This is a genomic window from Mesorhizobium sp. LNHC221B00, assembly GCF_000502935.1.
GTDB classification, from domain to species: Bacteria; Pseudomonadota; Alphaproteobacteria; order Rhizobiales; family Rhizobiaceae; genus Mesorhizobium; species Mesorhizobium opportunistum.
In genome coordinates this window covers 1-23,039 of record NZ_AYWR01000033.1, presented here as the reverse complement: position 1 = coordinate 23,039, position 23,039 = coordinate 1, and the positions used below count along the sequence as shown (strand labels likewise).

Genomic DNA, 23,039 nt, shown 5'->3' with positions numbered 1-23,039 from the left:
GGCAGTAGGAGGTGACAATGCTATTCCTCGCCTTCAGCATGGGTCCGGATCGATACTTGATCGATGTCCACCAAATTGAAGAGGTTCTGCCCTATATCGATGTGAAAGTTCTTCCGGGTGCGCCAACTGGTGTGGTGGGTTTGGTCAGCTATAACGGAATACCCATCCCCCTGATCGATGTTACTCTTCTTGCGCTTGGCCGACCATCGGAGCGCCTATTGAGCACCCGGATCGTTGTGACGCGCTATCCGGCGCATGGTGGCGAGCAACGCCTACTGGGGCTGATCGCGGAACGGGTGACGGATACGCTCGAGCGAGACCCTGCCGATTTCGCGCCGTTCGGACTTGAACCAGGAACCCCGCCCTATCTTGGGCCGGTGGCTTCCGATGGTTCCGAGATCATTCAGTGGGTCAAAGTGGAAGCGCTGCTTTCGGAAGAGATTCGTACCGCTTTGCTCCGCCAGGCCGCAATAGGTGATCAATGACCGGCGCAATAGAAAAGCTCCTGACGGAAACCATTGGACTGGACAGTGCCAGCGTTGGTCCGACAGTGGTTCGTCAGGCGGTCAGAGACCGGATGGCAGCATGCCGGATAACCAACCCTCAGGCCTATAGGGAACACTTGGCCGGTTCCTCGCAGGAGCTGCAGGAGCTGATCAATGCGGTGGTGATCCCAGAGACCTGGTTCTTTCGCGACCGAGAAGCGTTCACGATGCTGGCGCGGCATGCGCGCGTGCACAAGCCTGCTCAGCCGATAAGAGTCCTAAGCCTGCCATGTTCAACGGGCGAAGAGGCTTATTCGGTCGCCATGGCCATGTTCGATGGCGGCTTTGAGGCGCACGAGTTCAAGATCGATGGCGTGGACGTCAGCAGCCGCAATATCGCGACGGCTGAACGCGCCATCTATGGGCGCAATTCGTTTCGCGGCAGCCATCTCGAATTCAAGGATCGCTATTTCGAAGCTGCCGAGGGCGGGTTGCGGCCTATTGCTGGGGTGCTGAAACAGGTTCGGTTCAGGGTAGGAAACCTGTTCGGTTCTCGCGCGTCTTTCGGGCAAGAGGTCTATGACATCCTGCTTTGCCGCAATTTGCTGATCTATTTCAATCGAGAGCTGCAGGATCGCGCATTGATCTGCACGAAGGACCTGCTGGCCAAAGACGGACTTCTTCTGGTCGGTCCGGCGGAAGCAGCTCTTCCAAGGTTGCATGGCTTTATTTCCGCTGAATGGCCATTGGCCTTTGCCTTTCTGAAATCGGAGCCCGTCAAGACCACGGCGCCGAAAGTTTCGGCCGCCGTCCCGGTGCGGACGCCGACTCCGAAGGTCAACAAGAGCGAGCCTCTTCTTCCGTTCCGACCGACAATTGGCAATGAAGGCCGTGGGCAGGCTCCGGCCAAGCCGCTTGCACAGGCCTCGGAAAGCCTCATCGCGGTTGAACGGATCGCCAATGCAGGACGGGTAAAGGAGGCACAGGAGGTCGCCCTGGCGCATCTCAAGGAGTTCGGTCCTTCCGCGGAAATCTTCTACCTGCTGGGCCTCGTCCAGGATGCGGATGGTTCTGCACCCGAAGCCGCGCAAAGTTATCGCAAGGCGCTCTATCTCGCGCCAAATCATCGAGAAGCTCTTGTCCATCTGGCCTTGCTGCTTAGCAAGCAAGGCGACCACAACGGCGCCGAGGCGCTGGCCGGCCGACTGGGTCGGGTCCAGAAAAGGAGCGGCAGCTGATGGCGGCTTCGACAAGGATCGCTCAGCCGGTGGAGGAGATTGAAATCGACGACTGCTGGCGGCAAATAGGCGTACGGGGTGACAAGTCATGTCCGCTACTGGAGCAGCATCTCCACTGTAGGAATTGCCCGACCTACAAGAAGATTGCACGACGCCTCCTTGACCGTGCAGCGCCCTCGGCATATCGCGACGAATGGCCTGATAACGCTGGTCGTGCAGGGATCGACTCGGCAGACAGCGACGCGCTGCAGACGGCCGTTCTCTTCCGTTTGGGGGAGGAATGGCTGGCACTTCCGGTCGGTATTTTTCATGAAGTGGCTGAATCTCGTCGCGTTCATTCAGTTCCACATCGCAGGAACAGTGCACTGCTCGGTATTGCGAATGTCCGTGGTGAATTGCTCATTTGCCTGTCCCTGGCCGAATTGCTCGGGATAGACGAGCGCAAGGAGGGGGAACAAGGCACGCGAACCAAGGTATTTCGCCGCCTAGTCGTGGTAGGCGAGCGCGACAAACGGGTTGCTTTTACGGTTGACGAGATCCACGGCTTACATCGGTACCAGGAACGCGACACCCTCGCCGTTCCGGCCATGATTGGCAAGGCACTGTCGGCCGCTACGGTTGGCGTGCTGCCATGGCAGGGACGAGCCGTAGGCTGTCTCGATCCACGAAAACTGCTCACGATGCTGGATCGGAGCATCGCATGACAGATGAAGACTTCAGCCAGGTTTCGATGCTCAGCCTCTTCCAGACCGAACTGGAGACGCAGTCACAGGCTCTAACCTCTGGGCTTCTGGCACTCGAACGCGATCCTATCGCCGCCGATGCCTTGGACGCATGCATGCGTGCCGCGCATTCCCTGAAAGGAGCTGCCCGCATCATCGACCTGATGCCCGCGGTCAAAGTTGCAAATGCGATGGAAGACTGCCTGGTCGCCGCGCAACGTGGGCATCTGAGGGTGCGACGGGAGCATATAGATGCGCTTCTGCAAGGCTCTGACCTTTTGAAATTGATCGCATCGGGATCATCGAGCGAGAGCGCCAACTCAGAAGTCGAAACCTTTCTCGCGAAGTTCGAGGAATTGTCCCTCCCCGAGGCAAAGCCCGGGCCCCAAGATTCTGCAGCTGATTTCGCAACTCCAGATCATCCCCAGGAGCAACTGGCGACGACCTCTTCAGCGAACCTCCTCGTTGGGACGGTACCGCAAGCCCACGACAGCATCGGCTCTGATAGAATGGTTCGGGTGACGGCAGACAGCCTGAACCGATTGCTCGGGTTGGCTGGCGAGTCGCTGATGGAAGCTCGGCGGCTCAGGCCATTCGCTGACGGGCTGCTGCGGCTGAAGCGACTTCAATCGGACCTCGCAAGTGCCTTCGACAATCTTCATGCAGTGCTGCCGCCGGTTTCAAACGATGCGGCGGTGGTGGAGGCGCTGGCTGAAGCGCAGCGGAAGCTTCGGTTGAGCCAAGCGTTCCTGGCGGAGCGTCTCGATGAATTGGATTCAGTGGATCGGAAAGCGACCGATCTTGCCAACAGATTGTACGACGAAACGTTGGCGAGCCGGATGCGGCCTTTTGAGGACGGCGTGCGACACTATGCGAGAACGATCCGCGACCTCGGTCGTACCCTTGGCAAGCGGGTGCGACTGGAGATCGTAGGCGGCTCGACCGGCATCGACCGCGATATCCTCGAGCAGCTCGATGCCCCTTTGGGGCATCTTCTGCGCAACGCTGTAGACCATGGGCTTGAACCACCTGAGGAGCGCCTCGCGATGGGGAAACCCGAAGAGGGGCTCATCAGGCTCGAAGCGAGGCATAATGCCGGGCTGCTGCAGATAGCCGTGGTGGACGACGGCAGGGGGATCGAGCTCTCGAAGCTGCGCGAGACTGTCGTCGCCCGGCAGCTTGCAACCAGGGAAAGTGCTGACACACTCAGCGAAACCGAATTGCTCGCATTCCTGTTTCTGCCAGGCTTCTCGATGAAAGCGGGCCTTACCGACGTCTCCGGTCGCGGTGTGGGGCTCGATGCAGTGCAAGCCATGACGAAGCAGGTCCGGGGAGTCGCAAGCGTCTCCTCAGAATTTGGGCACGGAACCCGATTTCAACTGCAATTGCCGCTGACGTTGTCGGTCCTGCGCACACTGCTCGTCGATGTCGATGGAGAGCCCTATGCTTTTCCACTCGCTGCCATTTCCAAGACTTTGAAACTGCAGCGGACCGAGATCAATGTCCTGCAGGGCCGGCCGCATTTTCGATTAAACGATCGACAGATCGGGCTGGTCACCGCGCGCGAGGTGCTGGATCGAGGTGAGCCCGGATCGGAACCGGACGAACTCTCGGTCGTCATCGTTGATGCGGGTCGGGGCGATGCATACGGCCTGATCGTTGACCGTTTTCTTGGGGAACGCGAGTTGGTGATCAGACCTCTCGATCCACGGTTTGCCAAGATCAAGGACATTAGCGCAGCAGCCCTGATGGAAGACGGTTCGCCTGTTCTGATCTTCGACGTCGACGATCTGATCCGATCGGTGGAAAAGCTTGCGTCGTCAAGCGGATTTCGAGCTCTTCGGCGCGCCGCGGGCAGTCCCGAACCGAGCAGGCGCAAGCGCGTGCTCGTGATTGACGATTCACTGACGGTTCGCGAACTCCAGCGCAAGATGCTGGGCAATTACGGTTATGAGGTCCAAGTGGCGGTCGACGGTATGGACGGGTGGAATGCCGTCCGGTCTGGTCCTTTCGATCTCGTCCTCACCGACATCGACATGCCTCGCATGGATGGCATCGAGCTGGTGAGTTTGATCAGAAAGGACGCTCATCTCAAGAACACACCCATCATGATCGTTTCGTACAAGGATCGGGAAGAAGATCGCGCGCGCGGGCTCGACGCAGGTGCGGACTATTACCTGACCAAGAGTAGCTTTCAGGACGAGGCCCTGATTCATGCCGTCGTGGACATGATTGGCGAGGCGGCTGAATGAGATCGAAATTGGAAGCCAACGAATGAGAATCGGCGTAGTCAACGACATGCCGATGGCGGTTGAGCTTCTGCGCCGGCTGGTCCTGTCGACCGGCGAACATCAGGTCGCATGGATCGCGACCAATGGGCGTGAGGCGGTCGAGGTCTGCAGACGTGATCTGCCGGATCTGATACTCATGGATCTAGCGATGCCAGAGATGGACGGCGTGGAAGCGACCCGCAGAATCATGGCGGAAACCCCGTGCTCAATCTTGCTGGTGACCGCTAGTATCGAAGCCAACCTCGCCGGTGTCTACGAAGCAATGGGTCATGGCGCGCTCGACGCGGTCGATATTCCGTCAGTAGGGATCCAAGGTAACGCGTCCTCGCAATCCGCACGGCTTCTAACGAACAAGATTGCGACGATCGGCAAGCTGATCGGTGATGCGCCGGCCAAGACAAAAAGGCGGATGTCACGTGACGCTGAGCCGACACCTCGACGCCTAATTGCAATCGGTGCCTCCGCGGGCGGGCCGGCCGCCGTTGCCGCAGTCCTGAGCGCGTTTCCCGTTGATTTTGGTAGCGCGATCGTGCTCGTCCAGCATCTCGATGCTCAGTTCGTGCCAGGGCTTACTGATTGGCTGGGACAGCATACGCCTCTCCCGATCCGTCCGGCGCGGGAAAAGGATAGTCCTCAAGCGGGCACTGTTCTCGTAGCCAGTTCTGCGGATCATCTGGTTTTCAAGTCAGCTCAGCAACTTGGCTATACGCCCAGCCCCAAGGACAATGTCTATCGGCCGTCGGTAGATGTGTTCTTCGAGAGTGCGGCGCAATGGTGGCCTGGCTCGGTGATTGGTGTCCTGCTCACCGGCATGGGCAGGGATGGTGCGCGCGGGCTAAGACAGCTCCGCGACAAGGGGCATCTCACGATCGCGCAGGATAGAGCAACCAGTGCCGTCTACGGCATGCCGAAGGCCGCCGCCGACATCGGCGCGGCTGTTGATATTCTTCCTTTGAGTGCGATCGGCTCACGTATAATCGAAGCCTGCGAGCGCTCCACGTGAAAGGGCTCGTCCGATGACGCAAGAACCAGAGCTAGTCCCGCCACTCGCAGATAACTATTCATCCATGGTTCTGCTCATCGATGATCAGATCATGGTTTGCGAGGCGGTCAGGCGCGCTCTAGCCAACGAGCCCGATATTTCCTTACACTTCTGCACCGACCCGTTGAGAGCGATGACGGTCGCGGATGAGGTAAAGCCAACCGTTATCCTGCAGGATCTCGTCATGCCCGGTGTCGACGGGCTGCATCTGGTGCGAGAATACAGGAAGCATGCGTCGACACGCGCGGTCCCAGTCATTGTGCTGTCGAGCAAGGAAGATCCGGCCACCAAGGGCGAAGCCTTCGCTGCGGGAGCGAACGACTATCTCGTCAAACTGCCGGATCGTATCGAGCTGATTGCACGTATTCGATATCACACGCGGGCCTATCTGGATCACGTCCAGCGAGACGCGGCATACCGGGCGCTAAGGGAAAGCCAGCGACAGCTGATCAGTGCGAATCTCGAGCTTGAACGTCTGACGCGGATCGATGGCCTGACGGGTCTCGGCAACAGGCGCTATTTTGATGAATATTTGGCGGCTGAATGGAAGCGCGCTTTTCGCGCACAGTCCCCATTGTCGCTGTTGATGATTGATGCCGACAACTTCAAACGATACAATGATACCTATGGCCATATGGCCGGCGATGAGGTGCTCAAGCAAATCGCCCGCGTAATCCAGAGCGGTTCCGGCCGCTCCACCGACCTCGCTGCGCGGTACGGAGGCGAAGAGTTCGTGGTCGTGCTGGTCGACACTTTACTGGAACAATCCAGTGCGATCGCAGAGCGGCTCGTCCAGGGCGTGCGGGAGTTGAACATACCCCACGGCCCGGATCATGTGACCATCAGCGTCGGCGTTGCAACAGCGGTGCCCACCGCGGACGAGACGCCAAATGATTTCGTCAATGCCGCCGATTTGGCTCTGTTTCGTGCCAAATCGGAAGGACGAAATCGTGTTGCGCTTCATATATCCCGCAGCTAGAGACGCTCAAAGCACCTCCGAAGTGCGGGTGCGTAATTTTAAGCTAGGATGGGCCCAGAGCGGCACTCGATTTAGTAGGAGCCGGACAACAGGCTTGACGACTAGTTAGCCAAACGATTGGGAATGTCGGCGACAGTGAAGCGTGCTGCCTTGCTCACTCTCGGCTGAAGATCGAGCTCGTCGCTGATGACCGCTGGGCGTCGGTTCTAGGTGCAACGCACCGGTTAGCCTGTTCGCTCGAATTTCCGCTTCTGGGATTCCCCTGGGGCTAGCTCAACGACTGACTTGGGGCGCAAGGCCGGCATTGTACTCAGCGGAGATAACCAGTCGCAGCAGGATGGTCCGTCACCATCGCGACAGCCAGAGACAAGCACGAAATCACGCCTCAATGCCGCTTGAAGTACTGCTCATGCTTCTCCCCGCCCCCCTTATCGAACGTCCCCAGATTCCGCCTTTTCCCGGTCTTCTCATCCTCCTTGCGCGAATAAAGCCGGTATTTTCCACCCTTCAGTTTGCGGATCATCTCGCTCTCCCTGGTTAGGGCTGAACAGGTTTAGCGCGCTTTCTGGCCTTGAGGCTCAGGCGGCTTGTTCGATTGCCGCTACGGTCGTCGCATCACCCTCGCGGGAAGAACCTTCCCGCTCCATCGAAAGACATATGGCGGCCGAGAGCAGATTCCTTTTCGGCCTTTCAAAACGGATGCACGACCCAACGACGCAGGCTATATTGCCCCCGTCGGGCGTCATCCAAGGGGAGGCATGACATGCAGGCAATGCCGATAGCGCATCACGCCGCGCAACCCGTGGCCGGCCCCGTATCCTCCCTGGCCGGCTATCCGGCCGCCGTCCTGTGCTGGCTGCTTTCGGCCGGTGTCTATATCGCGGCCAAATGGGTGGCGCCTGAAATGCCGCCCTGGGGCCTCTGCTTCTGGCGGCTGACGCTTGCCTGCGCCATCCTGCTGCCGATCGTGCACCGTCATCACGACGCGATGATCGGGCTTTTGCGAACGCGCGCCGTGGAGGTCGTCGCCGTGGGGGCGATCGGCCTCACGCTATGCCAGGGTATGATCTACCACGGCCTCAACGACACCGATGCCACCACGGCCGGCATCATCATGGCGCTGTCGCCCGTCATGACGATGGTGCTCGCCCGTTTCGTGCTTGGCGAACCGCTCGGACTGTGGAAGTCGCTTGGCGCGCTGGTTGCGCTTGCCGGGATGATTTTCATCGTTGCCCACGGCAACCTGACGGCGCTGCTGCAACTCAAGGTCAACGCCGGCGAGTTGTGGATCGTCGGCAGCGCGTTCTGCTGGGGCCTCTACACCGTGCTTTTGCGCCGTGCCAAATTCGGCATCGAACTCCTGCCGATGGTCGTGCTGCTGCTTGGCGCCGGTGCGCTGGTCGCCTTGCCTTTCCATGTGTGGGAATTGTTCAACGACGAACGCTCCGCCATGGATGTCGACAGCCTTCTCGCGCTCGCCTATCTGGCGGGTCCCGGCGGCGCCTTGATGTACTATCTCTACAACAAAAGCGTGGAAACGCTCGGAGCGAGCCGGGCGAGCATGCTGCTCTACCTGCAGACGGTGTTCGTGGCCATGCTCGCCTATCTGCTGCTTGGCGAGGGCTTGCACGATTACGATCTGGTCGGTGCTGCCTTCATTGTCGCCGGCATCGTACTCGCCACCGTGGTCAGGCCAGCTCAACCCCGCGTGGCGTAGAAATCCTGACGGGATCGGGCGCAAAGCCGCCTTTGTATTCAGCGGAAGTAACCGGTCTCAGTAGCGTGTGGTCACCGTCGTGACAGCCATCGGCACCCCTTCAATGCCGCTTGAAATACTGCACCTCGCGCTCGTGCTTCTCCGCGGCCTCGCGCGTTTCGAACGTGCCAAGGTTCCGCCGCTTGCCCGTCTTCTCATCCTTCTTGCGCGAATAAAGCCGGTATTTTCCACCTTTCAGTTTCCTGATCATTTCGCCTGGCCCTCCTGAGGCGTGCGCCGCCTTTTGAGACTGCGGGCGGCTTGTTCGATTGCCGCGCGGTCGGTGCCCAGGCGGTCGATCAGTTCCTGTGCCTCGTCGCCCGATATGCCGGTGCGCACCGCCAGTTCCTCCACCGTCAGCACGTCGGCGCTGGCGATCTCGCGCGGCAACGCGTCACCAGCCGTCAGCGGCAGTGCCGCCTCGCGGTCGATCTCGGCTTCGGCGCGGTGCCAGTGGTCCTCGGGGTCGCCGCCGCCTTCACGCTGCCAGATCTGGTATGCGCGCTGCTGGATCTTCTCGTGCCGGTCGTCATCCATGGTCGTTCCTCCTCTGGGCTTTGAGGCCGATCCGAACGATCCCAGAAATCGCGCGGTCGCAGTCGCTCCCGGCGGCCGTCGTCGTGCGCCAGCCCGCTGCCGGCTACTCGCATTGCCGTCTCGGCCCGCCGGAATAGGGCTGGTAGCTGTTGTCTTCCGGCCGGTAGGAGCGGTAACGGCTGAAGCAGGAGGCAACATGGTCGTCGTCACCGGCGGCCGCGTAGGCACCCAAGCCCGGGCCCTCGGCATAGCTGGCCTCGGCGGCGCGCGGCGCGGTGTGGTCGGCGGCGAGATAGGGCGAGACGCAGGTGCGCTGCTGCCCGCTATAGGACCTGTAGCTGTTGTCGTCGGGATTGTAGGAGCGGTAGCGGTTGGCGCACCAGGCGAGATGCGGCGGCGGCAGTTCGGCCGGCGCGATGGCGCCGGTGACGGTGGGATCTGGCTGCTGCTTGGCTGGTTGCTTGGCGGCGATGTCGGCAGGCGCGGGCTGCTCGGCCGGCACCCGTTCGAGGTTCTGTGCCGCCTTGTCCACCGGCCGCGCCTTCTTGGTCCACAGTTCCGCCACGCTGACGGTGGGTCTTGCCTCGCGCGCCGGCTTGGCGGCGAGCAGCCAGGCTGCGAAAACCAACCCGCTGCCGAACACCGCAAGGGTCAGCACGAAGCCGCAGACCAGTCCCAAAAATGCTTTCACGCCACGCTCCTTGCGTCCCTGCTAATAGAATGCGGGACGTCAAGGCTTGTTCCAGAAAAGCACGCGCGGCAGGCACGTCGCTGATCGGCTGCTGGAGAAGGAATGGAGCGAGCCATTCAGGCGGAGAAATGATCCAGGCGGCGAGTTATCCCGCCGCCTGGATGCCGGCCATGGCGGCCGGTTTCGTTATCGATTGCCCCAGATGCCCTGGCCATAGCCCGGCGCAGGCATGCCGGAGTTCGCATTTCCTTCAACCGCGCTGCCGGTGATGCTCTTGGTGCCGATCATGTCGGGCGCACCACCGGACATCATCGAATGGGTCGTCGTGGTCGGATAGCTGCCGGCGGCCGGGACATAGTCCGTGCCAAAAAAATGGTCGCTGCCGGCAAAAGCCGTGCCGGAAGCAAACAGAACCGCGGCAATGGTAAGAACGGTCTTTTTCATTTCAATTCTCCATCTTTCCAAAGGTGATGACAGGACCTCAACGCGCCGCCCGCACCGCGTTCCCGAGGCTGTCTCTACATTTTCATCAGGCGAAACCGGCCAGCCGCTATCCCCACGGGATCCGCGGCGGCAGGTTGCTCAGCGCATGATCGTCTTGGGTTCGTCGTGCGCTGTTGCCGCTTCATAGGGCCGTGGTGTGTACGCCAGCGTGGTAGCCGGCGTGGTAAGAACCGCCGCAGCAGTGGAATTTTGCGTGGAATGCAGCCGGAAAGCGCTGCGCGCCTGGGCCGCGAGGGTTCGCGCGCCTCAAATCGGCAGCTTCACCTCGCCCACCCACATGTGGTTCTCCACCGCCAGCAGCGCCGCCGCCATCTCCTTGTCGCGCTGCCGCTTGTTCAAATAGAGCGCCACCAGCCGGTCCAGCGAGAACCTGCCGGCCCCAGTGACCGCCAGCACGAACATGCCGCCGGCGATGACCAGGTCCTTTTCGAAATGCAGCAGTTCGTTCTGGCTGGCGAAGTTGGTGTGGAACAGCATGGCCGTCGCCAGGCAGAACAGGCCGAGCCCGATGGCGCCCAGCCGCGTCAGCAGGCCGGTTGCGATCGAGAGCCCTGCCCCCAGTTGCAGCGCGACGGTGGCGACGAACAGCGGCAGGCCGACGCCCAACGCCGCCATCGCCTTGGCGGCGGCATCGAAATGGGTGGCCAGTGTCGCGCCTTCATGCAGGAAGATAAGGGACAGCAGCAGCCGGCCGGCAAGCAGGGTCACATCCCCAGCGTGGTATTTCGTGGCGAGGCCGGCGAGCTTCGCGGCGATGTCGCTCGGTGTCATGGGTCAGCCTCCATTTTGAAAGGGCCGGAGCCGGCTCGAGGGAGAGGCGCCGGCTCCGGCAACGGGCGTCAGCCACGAGCGCCCAAACTGCCCCCGAGGGGAGATGTGGGAAGCGTCAACGTTGGCCCCTCCTCTCCCCTCGGGGAGAGGTCGGATTGCCCCGAATTGCTCTTGGCAATTCGGTCTTGGCAATCCGGGTGAGGGGGAACTTACTGCGTCACCTTGGTGTCGATGGCTTTCTGCAGGTCGGAAAGCTCCTCGCAGCCGGCGGGGCACAGTTTCTGCAGCGACGCCAGTTGCTCCTCGGCCTTGGCCATGTCGCCGGTCTCGACATAGAGCTCGCCCAGATATTCGCGGGCGGCCCTGTGGTCGGGCTTCAGCTCCAGCGCCTTGTTGTAGTAGGTCAGCGCGGTGGTGAAGTCGCCGGTCTTGCGCAGCGTGAAGCCGAGCAGGTTGTAGACATCGGCCTGCTGGTTGTCCTGCGCGAGATCGCGCAAATCGGCCAGCGCGCCCTTGTAGTCCTTGGCGGCGATCTTGGCCTGCACGGCGGTGAGATCGGGCGCATCGGTGCCCTCGATGTCATCGACGGCATAGGCTGGCATGATCGTGGCAACGGGAACCACGGTCAGCACGGCAATGGCGCCGAGCAGGCCGTACAGGGCATGTCTGCCCAAGAAGGATTGTTTCATTGTCTTTCTCGCTTGTCGGGTTGCCGCGCTTAAATCTGCACGGGCGTGAAAGCGTAGGCGCTGCCGTCCTTCACGAAGACGCCGGTGCCGGGGAATGGGAAGTGCGACCCGGAAATGCGGATGTTGTCCGCGATCACCCGGTCGATGATCTTGTGGCGCGTGGCGATCGCCGTCGGCCCGTCCTGGTCGTAGGCGCCCTGCCACTCCGGATGCGGCGCCAGAAGGGCCGGCACATACATGGTGTCGGCCGAGATCATCAGCTGCTCCCCACCGGAATTGGCGAGGTAGACCGAGTGGCCGGGGGTGTGGCCGGGTGCGGCGATGATCTGGATGCCCGGCGCGACTTCGGCGCCGTCCTCGACCAGCTTCCAGTTCTTCCATTTCGGAAAATTCTCGGCGATGCGCTTGCCCGCCGGCTTGCGGCCCTCGGGCAGCTTGGCCAGCCGGCTGGGGTCGGTCCACCAATTGTACTCGGTCGCGTGGACGATCAGCTCGGCATTGGCGAACACCGGCGTATTGGTGCCCTTCTCCATCAGGCCCCAGACATGGTCGGGGTGAAAATGCGAGATCATGATGGTGTCGATCGCCTTGTAGTCGATGCCGGCGGCGGCCATGTTGGCCGGCAGGTGCGTGGCGTTGGCCTGCCACTGGCCGACGCCCGAGCCGGCATCCATCATGATCAGCTTGCCGCCCATCTTGAGCACGACGACGGTGAGCGGGATGGGCATGAACTCGGTGGGCAGCCCGGCTTTGGCAAGAGCCGCCTTGGTGTCGTCGACCGATACATCCTTGATGAAGGCCGGGTCGTGCGGCTTGCGCCAGATGCCGTCATAGACGGCGGTGACCTCGATATCGCCGACCTTGTATTTGTAGAAGCCGACGGTCGGCTCGACCGGTGTTTGCGCGAAAGCCGGGCGTGTGAATTCCAGCTTTCCGGCAAGGCCGAAGGCGGCGGCGGCGGCGGCTGATTGCAGCACTGTGCGACGTGTCATGCTGAACATGGTGGTCTCTCCTTTGGGTTGCGTGGCGGAAGGCAAAAAATCGGAAGAAATGGCGGAGGGCCAAGCCCCTGGCCCTCCGTCCTGATGCGGTTGAGGCGCGCCGACGGGATCCGGCGCGACGCTCATGAACTCAGCGGGCCCAGATGCCCTGGCCGGGCTCTTCCGCATCGGATTTCATCGTTGCCTGCATGCCGTGCCGAACCATGTCCGCCTTGCGAGTGGAGGCAGTGTAGGTGTTGTCGATGGTGGCGGTGGCCTGGGTGCTCGTNAACCATGTCCGCCTTGCGAGTGGAGGCAGTGTAGGTGTTGTCGATGGTGGCGGTGGCCTGGGTGCTCGTGCCGAAATGGTCGCTGCCGGCAAAGGCAGAACTCGAGGCAAGCAACATCGCAGCCACGCTGAGAGCGAGCTTGGTCATTCCGAAAGATCCTTGTTTCGTTTCTTCATGTCGCGGGCCGCTGGATTGGCCCCGCTGAAATGAAGACCCGGAAGGGCGGCGCTTTATTCCCGGGCCTCGCAAGATTCTTTGGGAGGAAGGAATCCGGGGCAAAAAAGAGCACCGAGACACAATCCAGAAACAATATTCAACAGTTCGGAAAAACTGGCGAAAAGATCGGATGGCATAAGCGTGTCCTAGCGGCCGGAAATCGGCCGCACAGCGCATGGGATTGGGCACGGGCAATGCAACGCGGTTCGAACGGATGGATGTCGCTCGCCGCCAGCGGTGCGTCTGTCTCCGCCCCGCGCCCTGCGCCAGTCATTCCACCTCCATCAACAACGTCAAATTGCAGCGGCCGCACAGCCGACAATGCCTGCTTGAGCGGCGGCACGATCGACATGTGCCTGGCACGGTTCGGCTAGGATAAGAAAGTTTTGGAAATGGACCACGGTGTCGATATCGCCGAACTGGACAGGGAAGCGGCAAGATCGAGCGGGGAGCCCGATCAGGCGGGCCTGGATAGCATCGAAGCCCTTGTGAGGATCGCCCCGCGGACAGTGGCGCGCAGCCAGATCCTGGCGGGCGCCGATTTCGCCCTGGCGGGTCAGCCAGATGAGCGGCTCGATGCGGTCTTCGAGCAGCTCGCCGAAAGCTTCGCCACGCTGCCGGCGGTGATCAGCAAGGGACGTGTATGGACCTATCGCGAGCTCGACAGGCGGGCCAACCAGTTCGCCCGCCTGCTGGTCGAGCGTGGTGTGCGGCCGGGTCACCGGGTCGGTCTCATCCTCGACCGGTCGGCGGAGACCTATGTCGCGGTGCTCGCCGTGATGAAGGCCGGAGCCGCCTTCGTGCCGCTGGCCACCGCCTTCCCGCAAGAGCGCATGACCCTCATCATCGAAGACGCCGGCGTGAGCCTGATCGTCACCATCGCCGCCTATGCGGAGCGAGCCGGTCTGCTGCCGGTTCCCCATGTGATGATCGACGGCGCCGCCGCCGACATCTCCGCACGCTCCGACGCTCCGCTGCGGCTCGACGCGGCGCCCGCCGACGGCATCTGCTACATCCTCTACACGTCGGGCACGACGGGCAGGCCGAAGGGCGTCGCCATCCGGCACCAGAGCTTCGTCAATTTCATCCGCGTCGCCGCCGCATCTTATGGATACCGGCCGGGCGATCGCGTCTACCAGGGCATGACCATCGCCTTCGACTTTTCCTCCGAGGAGATCTGGGTGCCCTTCGTCGCCGGCGCGACGGTCGTGCCGGCGCCCGGCCCGCTGACGCTGGTGGGCGAGGAGCTGGCCGATTTCCTGCGCCACCATGAGATCACCTGCATGGCCTGCAGCCCGACCCTGCTGTCGTCCATGGCGAGCGACGTGCCGAGCCTGCGCACGCTGCTGGTGGGCGGCGAGGCCTGCCCGCACAATCTGGTGGTGCGCTGGTCCACGCCCGGCCGAAAGATCCTCAACACCTATGGCCCGACCGAGGCGACCGTCACCGCGACGATGGGTGAACTGACGCCCGAAAAGCCCGTGACCATCGGGGCGCCGCTGCCCACTTATTCCATCGTCATCCTCGACCCCGAAGTGCCGGCACTGGCCAAGCCGGGAGAGCTGGGTGAGATCGGCATAGCCGGCATCGGCCTTGCCGTGGGCTACCTCAACAGGCCCGACCTCACCGAACAGAAATTCATCGCCGATTTCCTCGATCTGCCCAACAACCCGTCGCGGCGCATTTACCGGACGGGCGACCTTGGCCGGATCAACGACGACGGCGAGATCGAGTATGCCGGCCGCATCGACACCCAGGTGAAGATCCGCGGCTACCGTATCGAGCTCGGCGAGATCGAGGCGGTGCTGCTGGACCAGCCGGAGATCGCCCAGGCCGCCGTCACCACCTGGGAGATCGAGCCTGGCCGCGTCGAACTCGTTGCCTATTTCGCGCCAAAGGCCGGCCTGCCGCCGCTGTCGCGCGCCGACATTGCCAGCACGATGAAGCGGCGCCTGCCGGATTACATGGTGCCCTCCTATCTGGAGGAACTGCCGGCGATCCCGATGACGGTTTCCAACAAGGTCGACCTTCGCCAGCTTCCGAAGCCGACCAGCATCAGGCTTTCCACCGACCGCGAGATGGTGGCGCCCGGCAATGACGACGAGCGCTTTCTCGCCGAGGCGCTGGCCGCAGTGCTGAAATTCGACGCAGTGTCCGTCGAGGACAATTTCTTCGACGACCTCGGCGCCAACTCCCTGCTGATGGCCCATTTCTGCGCGCGCGTGCGCACCAGGAAGGAATGGGCGACGGCCTCTATGCGCGACATCTATCTCTATCCGACCGTGGCGAGGCTGGCCGAGCACCTGCGCGTGGCGGAAGAGATGACGACCGCCACCAACGAACCTGTCCTCACCCGCCAGGCGTCGAGCCTTGTCTACTGGACTTGCGGTGCCGCGCAGCTCGCCTTCTACGGCCTCTACAGCTATGTCGCGCTGTGGGCGGTCAATGACGGCCTCAACTGGGTCTATGACGCGCTCGACGAGCCGCTGCAGCTCTATATCCGATGCGTGGTGCTCTCCGCCGGCGTGTTCTTCGGCATGTCGGGCTTCGCCGTCGCCGCCAAATGGCTGCTTGTGGGCCGTTGGAAGGCCGAAACGTTCCCCATCTGGGGCCTGCGCTACTATCGCTTCTGGGTCGTCAAGACCTTGATCCGCACCGCGCCCGTGGTCCTGTTCCGCGGCAGCCCGCTCTACAGCATCTACCTGCAGCTGCTTGGAACCAGGATCGGCAAGAACGCGGTCATCGAATCCAAGTCCGTGCCCGTCTGCACCGATCTCATTTCGATTGGCGCCCAGACGATCCTGCGCAAGGAATCGATGATCCTCGGCTATCGGGCCCAGGCCGGCTATATCCACACCGGCCCGCTGACCATCGGCCGCGACGCTTTCGTCGGTGTTGGCTGCACCATCGACATCGACACCAAGATCGGCGACGGCGGCCAGCTCGGCCATTCGTCCTCGCTGCAGCGCGGGCAAAGCATCCCGGACGGCGAACACTGGCATGGATCGCCGGCGGTGCCGACCACGGCGGACTATTGCAAGGTGCGCGCCGTCGATCCGTCCAATGTCCGGCGCGTCCTCTACGAAGCGGTTCAGTTGATCGGGCTGTTCGCCATCGTCACCCCACTGCCGCTGCTGTTCCACAGCTATTGGGAAAATGTGGGCGACGACTATCAGGAGACGATCGGCCTGGTCGCGATCGGCACCACGGTCACGCTTCTCGGATACATCGCCGCGGCCTTCCTCGCCGCGACGGTCGTGCCGCGCCTGACAAGCATGGTGCTGAAGCCAGGCCGTACCTACTCGCTCTATGGTTTCCGCTACTGGCTGCAGACCGTCGCCGAATTCTCGAGCAACTCGCGCGTGCTCGGCCTGCTGTTCGGCGACAGTTCGGCCATCGTCCACTACATGCGCGCCATTGGCTGGAACCTCAACAAGGTGGTGCAGACGGGTTCCAATTTCGGCTCCAACCAGCAGCACGAAAACCCTCTCCTGTGCGAGATCGGCACCGAGACCATGGTCTCGGACGGGCTCTTCATGATCAACATGCACAAGTCCGCCACCGCCTTCAGGCTCGAGCCGACGCGCATCGGCGAACGCAACTATCTCGGCAACAACATCTACTATCCGCCGGATGGACGCACGGGCGACAATGTGCTGCTCGGCACCAAGGTGATGGTCCCCGTCGATGGACCGTTGCGCGAGAATGTCGGGCTTCTGGGCTCGCCTGCTTTCGAGATCCCGCGCATGGTGAACCGCGACAAGGAACTCATCGCCGGCGTCGACGAGGCGGACCGCCGCCAGCGCATCCCGCACAAGAACCGCCACAATCTGGTGACCATCCTTTTGTTCGTGGCAACGCAATGGGTCATGCTGTTCGCCACGCTGGCGATCTGGGACCGGGCGCTGAACTACTACAGCGAATGGGCGGAGGTCGCACTTTTCGTCGCCGTGCTCCTGACTTCGGCCATCACCATTCCGTTCTACATCCTGGTCGAGCGGGCAAGCCTCGGCTTTGGCAGGCTCAAGCCCCAGATCACGACGATCTACGACGTCGCCTTCTGGCGCCACGAACGCCACTGGAAGCTCGCCGATTCACCGATCGTGCGCCTGTTCAGCGGCACACCGTTCCGGCCGGTGATCCTGCGCCTTTTGGGCGTCAAGGTCGGCAAGCGCGTCTATGACGGCGGCAGCAACCTGACCGAACGTTCCCTGGTGGAGATCGGCGACGACGTCACCCTCAATGAGGGCTGCGTCATCCAGGCCCATTCGCTGGAAGAAGGTGCCTTCAAGTCGGATTACATTCGCATCGGCAATGGCTGCACGCTCGGACCCTCCGCCTTCGTCCACTATGGCGTGGTGATGGGCGAAGGTTCGGTGGCCGACACCGATTCCTTCGTGATGAAGGGTGAGGAGCTGGAGCCCAACTCGATCTGGCGCGGGAACCCGGCCAAGCTGCATCGGTTCGTGACCCCGGTCGCCGACGATGGCGCAAAGTGACGGAATGTCCCGCGAGATGGTGGAAATCCGTCTGGTCCCGGTGACCAGGGCCAACCGGACCCTGGTCGCGTCCCTGCAACTGGCGCCGGAGCAGATCGATTTCGTACCCGGCAATGCGGACTCCCTGGACGAAGCCCGATCCGACAGGGACGCACGGCCACGCGCGGTGATGGCCGGGGACCATGTCGTTGGATTTCTGATGTACGAGGCGCCGCGCGATGACGACGAGGCGCGCATCTATCGCTTCATGATCGACCGCTCCAGCCAGGGCAAAGGCTACGGCAAGGCCGCGCTGCGTGAAGTGCTGGGCGAAATCCGGGGGCTCGGCCACGTCAGGCACGTTTCAATCTGCTACGAGCCGGAGAATGAGGCGGCCCGGCAACTCTATCGCACCGCCGGTTTCGTCGAGGAAGGGCTCGACGAGGACGGGGAAATGATCGCCGAGCTCGTGCTGCCCGCACCGAGCGGCCGATGACACTTCCCGCAATTCCGTCCGCCCTGGAGCAACTTGAGGAAATCTCGCTCGCGCGGGCGCTGGCCGCTATCGCCCCCAACGGCGTCCGCACCGGATGCCGGACGATCCGTGGAGGCGACGAGGCGCACCTCTTGCCGGCGGAGGCGCAATCCATCCCGGCGCGCCAGCCGGCCATGCGGCGCGCGAGCGGCGCCGCCCGGTGGATCGCGCACGGGCTGCTGGCGGAAATCGGCGTCGGCGACGTCGCCATTCCGCGCACGCCCTCCGGTTCGCCCGCTTGGCCAGATGGGATAGCGGGTTCGCTCGCCCATGACGACGAGATGGCCGTGGCCACGGTCGCGCCGCTTGGCGACCTAGCCTCGCTCGGCGTCGACGTCGAGCCGGCGGTGCCCTTGCCCGACGAGCTCCTGGCGCTTATTCAAACCGCAGCGGATGAAACCGGTGCGGCGCCTCCGCATCTTGGCGGCCGTATCCTCTTTTCAGCCAAGGAAGCGGTTTACAAGGCGGTGTATCCGCTCGACCGCGAAATCCTGGGCTATGAGGACATCGCCGTGGATCTGGCCGCAGGCAGCGCAGTGACGAAGACGGGCCGTCGCGTCCGCCTCGTATACTGCATCGTTCCGCGCGTGGTCGTGCTGGCGTTCGTCGTGGCGGATGCGGACTAGCTGATCCGGCGCCGACGCGCCTGCTTCTTACGCTTCGGTGATCTCCGTATATCCCCTCACCGCGCCATCCTGCCCGCGTATCCGCCAGCTCTCCCCGTCGCGTCCCTCGATAGGACAAGGCCCGAGCGGCACCTTGCCGCCGCCCTCCGGCAGGTCGAGCACATAGACGGGATTGCAGATGCCCGACAGCCGCGCCCGCAGCGCCTCCACCAGCGCCTGGCCCTGCGCAATCGTGGTGCGCCTGTGCGCCATGCCGCGCGCGAGGTCGCCATGGTGCAGGTAATAGGGCTTTACCCCCAGCCGGTACATCAACTCGCGGCAGAGCTCTTCCAGCACTTCGACGGTGTCGTTGACGCCCTTCAGCAGAACGCTCTGGTTGAGCAGCACGAAGCCCGCCTGGCGCATTGTCCGGCAAGCCGCCTCGGCAGCGTCGGTGATCTCGCGTGCATGGTTGAAATGGGTGACGACGGTTACCATCAGTCGGCCTTGCAGCGCTTCGACCAGCCCTGGCGTGATGCGTGACGGCAGTGCCACCGGCACGCGGGTGTGGATACGCAGCAGCCGCACATGGGGGATAGCCTCGATGCGCGTGAAGATTTCGGCCAGTGCCTTGTCCGGCAGCGACAGCGGATCGCCGCCGGTCAGGATCACCTCGCGTATCTCGGAGTGGTCGGCGATATAGGCCAGCGCCGGCTCCAGCGCCTCGCGCGTGTAGCCGCGGCCGATCGAGGTCAGTGATTCCTTACGGAAGCAGAACCGGCAATAGACAGCGCATTGATAGGTCGGGAACAACAGCACCCGGTCGCCATGGCGATGCGTCAGCCTGGGCACCGGGCTGAATTCGTGATCGGCGATCGGATCGCCAAGCTCGCCCTCCGCTTCCACCAGTTCGTCCGGCGACGGGATCACCTGAGCCCGGATCGGGTCGGCCGGGTCGTTCCAGTCGATCAGGTCGAGATAGGTTTTTGGCACGCGCACCTTGTGGTTGGCGGCCGCCGCTAGCGCTGCTGCCCGCTCGGCCGGCGACAGCGGCAGGTGGTCGAGGTCACGCACATGGCGAACACCCTGGCGGACATCGTCCTGCCAGGTAGCGTCGGTGGCCTGGGTTGCATCTTTGAGTTCGGTCATTGCGGGTCTCGGGCTGTTCGCGCGGACCTATCGGCCGGATGGGCGGTTGGGTCAACCACCATGGACGCCAACGATGTTCGCCCCGCGCCCTACGGCGCCCCCCTCTGTCCTGCCGGACAGAGGGGGGCGTCGTGGGGCACCAACCTCGCAAGGCGTCCAACCTTCACACCGTCCGCCCGCCTCCTGCAGCCATCTCCACAAAGGCACTCTCGATCGTCTCGAACCTCAACTCCGGATAGAGCGCACCGGCCTCGGGAGTGGCCGTCTCCAGCGCGGTCTCGCCGCGGATCCAGAATGCGCGCAGCAATGCGAGGGCCGGGACGGCCGCGATCAGCGCCTCCAGCTCGTCGGCGTTCATGTGCTTGATGCCAGGCGAGCGGCCACTCACCTTGCGCCACAGCTCGATCATCTCGCTCTGCGTGATCTTGTTCTGCGCGATGCGGATTTCGCCGCGGGCGGCTCCGGGATCCTCCAGCGCACGCATGGTGACGGCGGCGATGTCCTTTTCGCTGACGAAGGTCGCCGGCACATTGCCGTCGCCATAGAGCGTGACCTCATCCGGCGGCAGGGACGTCGAGCCGAACCGCGTCAGGTCGCCAAGCGTAGCCACCCAGGTCGAGAAGAAACCATTGGTGTAGATCACCGTATAGGGCAGATCGGCTTGCCTGACCGCGTCGAACACGGCTCGCTTGATGTCGAGCGGTTCGATCGAGCCGGGTGCGGCGGCGGCGAAGTCGAGGCCGAAGCCGGCGGAGGGCACATAGCGCGAGACGCCGGCATCCTTGATGGCACGCACCAGCGTCATCTCGCTCGCCGAACCCACATGCACCGAGCTGATGACGCGATCGACCTTGCCGAGGGCGCGGACAAGGCTGTCATAATCGTCGAGATCGCCGACATGGACCGTGGCGCCGAGGTTTCGTAGCGGGCGCATCCGCTCCTCATTGCCTGCGGTTGCCGGCCGGACAAGGACATGCAGGCTGTCTCCATTGCGCGCACTCGCCTTCGCCATTTCCCTGCCCAGAAGTCCCGTCGCGCCGATGATCAGGGTGCTGCTCATATTCCCCTCCCATTGCCCAGAATGCCGTTGCCAAGAATGGAACCGTCCCAGTCGCGCTCCAGGCCGATGTCGCGCAGGCGGCGGTCCGACAGGCGTGAAACCTGGCGCAGGGTGCGGCGGTGCTCGAATGCTGCTGCGCTTCGCATGGCAAGGCCACCTATGGCGGCGCCGATATATCCAAGGGTCATTGTTAGTCTCCTGTGTTCGTTTGGGCGCAAGGATGCCGGTGCCGCCCAGCGGGCGAGCATGATGATCGCTCACACTCATGTCTGGTCTTCAGCGCATCGGCGAACCCGGAAGCTCGATGTGGATGCGCGGTACGCCTTGAATATTGGCCATCTTTGGGCTGGACGACAAACGACTCTTTGTGCAGGATTTGTGAGCAACGCTCACAGGTCGAAATCATGCCGCGCAGACTGCCGCCTCTCACTGCCCTGCCCGCCTTCGACGCCGCCGCCCGGCATTTGAGTTTCACCAAGGCGGCGGAAGAGCTCAACGTCACCCATGGCGCGGTCAGCCGCGCCATCCGCAACATCGAGGACAGGCTGGGCATCCAGCTGTTCGATCGCGGGACAAGGTCGGTGCGCCTGACACCGGTGGGCACGGCCTATGCGGCGGAGGTCGGCAAGGCGCTGGACCAGATCGCCGCCGCCACCATCGCCGCCACGCCCGACCGCTCGACGCGCGTCCTGAACGTCAGCACCTCGGACGGCTTCGCCGGTCGCTGGCTGGTGCCGAGGCTGCATCGCTTCCACCGCGCCAACGCCGATATCGACGTGCGATTGTCGACCTCGGGCGTGTTTGCCGATTTCGTCAGCGACGGCATCGACATCGCCATCCGCTATGGCCGGGGCGACTACACCGGCGTGACCGTCGAGTTTCTCGCCGATGAGGAGGTCTTCCCGGTCTGCAGCCCGGAACTCCTGGCGGGTGAACATCCGCTGCGCCGGCCCGAGGATCTCAGGCATCACAAGCTGATCCACGACGCTTTCCGCATCGATTGGGCGACATGGCTGGACCAAGCGGGCGTCACGGACGTCGACGCCAAGCGCGGCGTGCGCTTCGATTCCGCCACCTTCGCCGTCGAGGCGGCGGTTCATGGCGAAGGCGTGCTGCTCGGCCGCAGCGCGTTGGTCTCGGCCGATCTTGCGGCGGGGCGTCTGGTCCGGCCGTTCGACCTCGCGCTGAAATCGGCGGCTCGCTACTACGTCGTCTATCCCGAAGGCGCGCTGCGCCAGAAAAAGATCAGGGCGTTCCGCGACTGGCTGTTCGCCGAAATCGCGGCCGACTGGGTCGGGATGCCCAGGAGTGATTGAGCGGCGCCCCCCACCCCGCTGCTTCGCAGCGACCCTCCCCACAAGGGCAGGGGAATCGCACATGAGTACAAACGTACTCTTGTGCGAGGTGTGGAAATCGATTCTGAGGGGACCNAGGGCAGGGGAATCGCACATGAGTACAAACGTACTCTTGTGCGAGGTGTGGAAATCGATTCTGAGGGGACCTCTGGATGATCGGAGGTCGGCATGGTGTTCCTGGATGTATTCGGCGAGGTTCCGGACCCGCGGGACTTGACCGCGCAGCATCCGTTGCCGGAGATTTTGTTCGTCGCGCTTGCGGCGGTACTTTGCGGGGCGACGCACTGCACGGAGATGGAGCTGTTTGCCAGGAGCCGGCTCGATTTGTTGCGCCAGTTCATCCCGCTCGAGCGTGGCGCGCCCAGCCACGACACCTTCAGCCGGGTGCTGGCGGCTCTCGATCCTGTCGCCCTCAATGAGGCCTTCATGCGCTTCATGGCCGCGTTCAGCGAGCAGGCGCGCATCGATGCGCCGAAAGGCCAGGTCGCCGTCGACGGCAAGAGCCTCAGGCGCGCCTATGCCAAGGGCCTTTCGCATATGCCGCCGCTGGTGGTGACCGTCTTTGGCTGCGAGACCTTCATGAGCCTGGCCCAGACCGTGGCGCAGAAAGGCGGGGAGGTGCAGGCCGCGATCGCGGCGCTCGAATTGTTGTCGCTCAAGGGATTG

The 23,039-nt window shown here is 62.9% G+C and carries 24 protein-coding genes and 1 pseudogene; 12 read left to right on the top strand and 13 right to left on the bottom strand.

The window, feature by feature from the left end; all coding sequences use genetic code 11:
* Positions 1–17: 17 nt before the first annotated feature.
* The 6 genes from X741_RS139080 to X741_RS139105 all read left to right on the top strand — a co-directional run bounded on the left by X741_RS139080 (position 18) and on the right by X741_RS139105 (position 6,757).
* Entirely contained in the window at positions 18–485 is a 468-nt protein-coding gene (locus X741_RS139080; protein ID WP_023768934.1) for a chemotaxis protein CheW, read from the top strand.
* The gene (locus X741_RS139085; RefSeq protein ID WP_031250612.1) at positions 482–1,723 is read left to right on the top strand and encodes a protein-glutamate O-methyltransferase CheR; all 1,242 of its coding nucleotides are present in this window, start codon (positions 482–484) and stop codon (positions 1,721–1,723) included. The genes X741_RS139080 and X741_RS139085 overlap by 4 nt, the downstream gene beginning before the upstream one ends.
* Entirely contained in the window at positions 1,723–2,427 is a 705-nt protein-coding gene (locus tag X741_RS139090) for a chemotaxis protein CheW (protein ID WP_023780475.1), read from the top strand. The genes X741_RS139085 and X741_RS139090 overlap by 1 nt, the downstream gene beginning before the upstream one ends.
* Positions 2,424–4,697, top strand: coding sequence for a hybrid sensor histidine kinase/response regulator (locus X741_RS139095; protein ID WP_023780474.1), 2,274 nt, complete (start codon positions 2,424–2,426; stop codon positions 4,695–4,697). The genes X741_RS139090 and X741_RS139095 overlap by 4 nt, the downstream gene beginning before the upstream one ends.
* A 22-nt stretch (positions 4,698–4,719) precedes the next feature.
* Positions 4,720–5,739, top strand: a complete 1,020-nt coding sequence (locus X741_RS139100) for a chemotaxis response regulator protein-glutamate methylesterase (RefSeq protein WP_023768938.1) — start codon at positions 4,720–4,722, stop codon at positions 5,737–5,739.
* A gap of 64 nt (positions 5,740–5,803) precedes the next feature.
* The gene (locus tag X741_RS139105) at positions 5,804–6,757 is read left to right on the top strand and encodes a PleD family two-component system response regulator (RefSeq protein WP_023768939.1); all 954 of its coding nucleotides are present in this window, start codon (positions 5,804–5,806) and stop codon (positions 6,755–6,757) included.
* Positions 6,758–7,142: 385 nt separating this feature from the next.
* On the opposite strand, the gene X741_RS1000000170130 is transcribed toward X741_RS139105, so the two are convergent.
* Positions 7,143–7,280: a hypothetical protein gene (locus X741_RS1000000170130; protein ID WP_023780471.1), complete on the bottom strand. Its 138-nt coding sequence runs from the start codon at positions 7,278–7,280 to the stop codon at positions 7,143–7,145.
* A gap of 240 nt (positions 7,281–7,520) precedes the next feature.
* Here X741_RS1000000170130 and X741_RS139110 point away from each other — a divergent pair, with 240 nt between their 5' ends.
* Positions 7,521–8,474, top strand: a complete 954-nt coding sequence (locus X741_RS139110; protein WP_023780470.1) for an EamA family transporter — start codon at positions 7,521–7,523, stop codon at positions 8,472–8,474.
* Between the two features lie 100 nt (positions 8,475–8,574).
* Here the strand turns inward: X741_RS139110 and X741_RS1000000170125 are convergent, their stop codons facing one another.
* The 9 genes and pseudogenes from X741_RS1000000170125 to X741_RS1000000171240 form a co-directional block, all read right to left on the bottom strand.
* Positions 8,575–8,724 (bottom strand): hypothetical protein, encoded by a 150-nt coding sequence (locus X741_RS1000000170125; protein ID WP_023780469.1) that lies wholly within the window; start codon positions 8,722–8,724, stop codon positions 8,575–8,577.
* Positions 8,721–9,050 carry a DUF2934 domain-containing protein gene (locus tag X741_RS139115; protein ID WP_023768943.1) on the bottom strand — a complete coding sequence of 110 codons (330 nt, stop codon included), beginning with the start codon at positions 9,048–9,050 and terminating at the stop codon, positions 8,721–8,723. The genes X741_RS1000000170125 and X741_RS139115 overlap by 4 nt, the downstream gene beginning before the upstream one ends.
* Before the next feature lie 103 nt (positions 9,051–9,153).
* Positions 9,154–9,741 carry a BA14K family protein gene (locus X741_RS139120; protein ID WP_023780468.1) on the bottom strand — a complete coding sequence of 196 codons (588 nt, stop codon included), beginning with the start codon at positions 9,739–9,741 and terminating at the stop codon, positions 9,154–9,156.
* 186 nt (positions 9,742–9,927) lie between these two features.
* Positions 9,928–10,185 (bottom strand): hypothetical protein, encoded by a 258-nt coding sequence (locus tag X741_RS139125; protein WP_023780467.1) that lies wholly within the window; start codon positions 10,183–10,185, stop codon positions 9,928–9,930.
* Between the two features lie 306 nt (positions 10,186–10,491).
* On the bottom strand, positions 10,492–11,016 hold the full coding sequence (locus tag X741_RS139130; protein WP_023780466.1) for a DoxX family protein: 525 nt from the start codon (positions 11,014–11,016) through the stop codon (positions 10,492–10,494).
* Positions 11,017–11,225: 209 nt separating this feature from the next.
* Complete coding sequence (locus tag X741_RS139135; RefSeq protein WP_023780465.1) at positions 11,226–11,705, bottom strand: tetratricopeptide repeat protein; 480 nt, start codon at positions 11,703–11,705, stop codon at positions 11,226–11,228.
* Positions 11,706–11,734: 29 nt separating this feature from the next.
* Positions 11,735–12,706 (bottom strand): MBL fold metallo-hydrolase, encoded by a 972-nt coding sequence (locus tag X741_RS139140; RefSeq protein ID WP_023780464.1) that lies wholly within the window; start codon positions 12,704–12,706, stop codon positions 11,735–11,737.
* Positions 12,707–12,836: 130 nt separating this feature from the next.
* Entirely contained in the window at positions 12,837–13,004 is a 168-nt protein-coding gene (locus tag X741_RS1000000169195; RefSeq protein ID WP_245272799.1) for a DUF680 domain-containing protein, read from the bottom strand.
* A pseudogene (locus tag X741_RS1000000171240) lies at positions 12,982–13,122 on the bottom strand (DUF680 domain-containing protein); the annotation flags it as partial. The pseudogene X741_RS1000000171240 and the gene X741_RS1000000169195, both read right to left, overlap by 23 nt.
* A gap of 461 nt (positions 13,123–13,583) precedes the next feature.
* On the opposite strand from X741_RS1000000171240, the gene X741_RS139145 reads away from it, so the two are divergent.
* The 3 genes from X741_RS139145 to X741_RS139155 are packed head-to-tail and all read left to right on the top strand — an operon-like array spanning position 13,584 to position 18,830.
* Positions 13,584–17,690 (top strand): Pls/PosA family non-ribosomal peptide synthetase, encoded by a 4,107-nt coding sequence (locus tag X741_RS139145; RefSeq protein WP_023780463.1) that lies wholly within the window; start codon positions 13,584–13,586, stop codon positions 17,688–17,690.
* A 4-nt stretch (positions 17,691–17,694) separates the two neighbouring features.
* Positions 17,695–18,165 (top strand): GNAT family N-acetyltransferase, encoded by a 471-nt coding sequence (locus X741_RS139150; protein ID WP_023780462.1) that lies wholly within the window; start codon positions 17,695–17,697, stop codon positions 18,163–18,165.
* Positions 18,162–18,830, top strand: a complete 669-nt coding sequence (locus X741_RS139155) for a 4'-phosphopantetheinyl transferase superfamily protein (RefSeq protein ID WP_023780461.1) — start codon at positions 18,162–18,164, stop codon at positions 18,828–18,830. The genes X741_RS139150 and X741_RS139155 overlap by 4 nt, the downstream gene beginning before the upstream one ends.
* A 27-nt stretch (positions 18,831–18,857) precedes the next feature.
* Here X741_RS139155 and X741_RS139160 read toward each other — a convergent pair whose 3' ends face one another.
* The 3 genes from X741_RS139160 to X741_RS139170 form a co-directional block, all read right to left on the bottom strand.
* On the bottom strand, positions 18,858–19,958 hold the full coding sequence (locus tag X741_RS139160) for a KamA family radical SAM protein (protein WP_023780460.1): 1,101 nt from the start codon (positions 19,956–19,958) through the stop codon (positions 18,858–18,860).
* Positions 19,959–20,121: 163 nt separating this feature from the next.
* A complete protein-coding gene (locus tag X741_RS139165) occupies positions 20,122–21,018 on the bottom strand; it encodes an NmrA family NAD(P)-binding protein (protein WP_023780459.1) in 897 nt (298 codons plus the stop codon).
* On the bottom strand, positions 21,015–21,206 hold the full coding sequence (locus X741_RS139170; RefSeq protein WP_023780458.1) for a DUF1127 domain-containing protein: 192 nt from the start codon (positions 21,204–21,206) through the stop codon (positions 21,015–21,017). The genes X741_RS139165 and X741_RS139170 overlap by 4 nt, the downstream gene beginning before the upstream one ends.
* A gap of 216 nt (positions 21,207–21,422) precedes the next feature.
* Here X741_RS139170 and X741_RS139175 point away from each other — a divergent pair, with 216 nt between their 5' ends.
* Positions 21,423–22,334 (top strand): transcriptional regulator GcvA, encoded by a 912-nt coding sequence (locus X741_RS139175; RefSeq protein ID WP_023780457.1) that lies wholly within the window; start codon positions 21,423–21,425, stop codon positions 22,332–22,334.
* Between the two features lie 207 nt (positions 22,335–22,541).
* Positions 22,542–23,039 (top strand): ISAs1 family transposase (locus X741_RS139180; RefSeq protein WP_023780456.1); only part of this gene is annotated, 498 nt, incomplete at its 3' end.

Excerpts from the sequence above, each read along its gene's own strand:
- X741_RS139080 (WP_023768934.1), top strand. The coding sequence starts at position 18 with ATGCTATTCCTCGCCTTCAGCATGGGTCCGGATCGATACTTGATCGAT.
- X741_RS139085 (WP_031250612.1), top strand. The coding sequence starts at position 482 with ATGACCGGCGCAATAGAAAAGCTCCTGACGGAAACCATTGGACTGGAC.
- X741_RS139090 (WP_023780475.1), top strand. The coding sequence starts at position 1,723 with ATGGCGGCTTCGACAAGGATCGCTCAGCCGGTGGAGGAGATTGAAATC.
- X741_RS139095 (WP_023780474.1), top strand. The coding sequence starts at position 2,424 with ATGACAGATGAAGACTTCAGCCAGGTTTCGATGCTCAGCCTCTTCCAG.
- X741_RS139100 (WP_023768938.1), top strand. The coding sequence starts at position 4,720 with ATGAGAATCGGCGTAGTCAACGACATGCCGATGGCGGTTGAGCTTCTG.
- X741_RS139105 (WP_023768939.1), top strand. The coding sequence starts at position 5,804 with ATGGTTCTGCTCATCGATGATCAGATCATGGTTTGCGAGGCGGTCAGG.
- X741_RS1000000170130 (WP_023780471.1), bottom strand. The coding sequence starts at position 7,280 with ATGATCCGCAAACTGAAGGGTGGAAAATACCGGCTTTATTCGCGCAAG.
- X741_RS139110 (WP_023780470.1), top strand. The coding sequence starts at position 7,521 with ATGCAGGCAATGCCGATAGCGCATCACGCCGCGCAACCCGTGGCCGGC.
- X741_RS1000000170125 (WP_023780469.1), bottom strand. The coding sequence starts at position 8,724 with ATGATCAGGAAACTGAAAGGTGGAAAATACCGGCTTTATTCGCGCAAG.
- X741_RS139115 (WP_023768943.1), bottom strand. The coding sequence starts at position 9,050 with ATGGATGACGACCGGCACGAGAAGATCCAGCAGCGCGCATACCAGATC.
- X741_RS139125 (WP_023780467.1), bottom strand. The coding sequence starts at position 10,185 with ATGAAAAAGACCGTTCTTACCATTGCCGCGGTTCTGTTTGCTTCCGGC.
- X741_RS139130 (WP_023780466.1), bottom strand. The coding sequence starts at position 11,016 with ATGACACCGAGCGACATCGCCGCGAAGCTCGCCGGCCTCGCCACGAAA.
- X741_RS139135 (WP_023780465.1), bottom strand. The coding sequence starts at position 11,705 with ATGAAACAATCCTTCTTGGGCAGACATGCCCTGTACGGCCTGCTCGGC.
- X741_RS139140 (WP_023780464.1), bottom strand. The coding sequence starts at position 12,706 with ATGTTCAGCATGACACGTCGCACAGTGCTGCAATCAGCCGCCGCCGCC.
- X741_RS139145 (WP_023780463.1), top strand. The coding sequence starts at position 13,584 with ATGGACCACGGTGTCGATATCGCCGAACTGGACAGGGAAGCGGCAAGA.
- X741_RS139150 (WP_023780462.1), top strand. The coding sequence starts at position 17,695 with ATGTCCCGCGAGATGGTGGAAATCCGTCTGGTCCCGGTGACCAGGGCC.
- X741_RS139155 (WP_023780461.1), top strand. The coding sequence starts at position 18,162 with ATGACACTTCCCGCAATTCCGTCCGCCCTGGAGCAACTTGAGGAAATC.
- X741_RS139160 (WP_023780460.1), bottom strand. The coding sequence starts at position 19,958 with ATGACCGAACTCAAAGATGCAACCCAGGCCACCGACGCTACCTGGCAG.
- X741_RS139165 (WP_023780459.1), bottom strand. The coding sequence starts at position 21,018 with ATGAGCAGCACCCTGATCATCGGCGCGACGGGACTTCTGGGCAGGGAA.
- X741_RS139170 (WP_023780458.1), bottom strand. The coding sequence starts at position 21,206 with ATGACCCTTGGATATATCGGCGCCGCCATAGGTGGCCTTGCCATGCGA.
- X741_RS139175 (WP_023780457.1), top strand. The coding sequence starts at position 21,423 with ATGCCGCGCAGACTGCCGCCTCTCACTGCCCTGCCCGCCTTCGACGCC.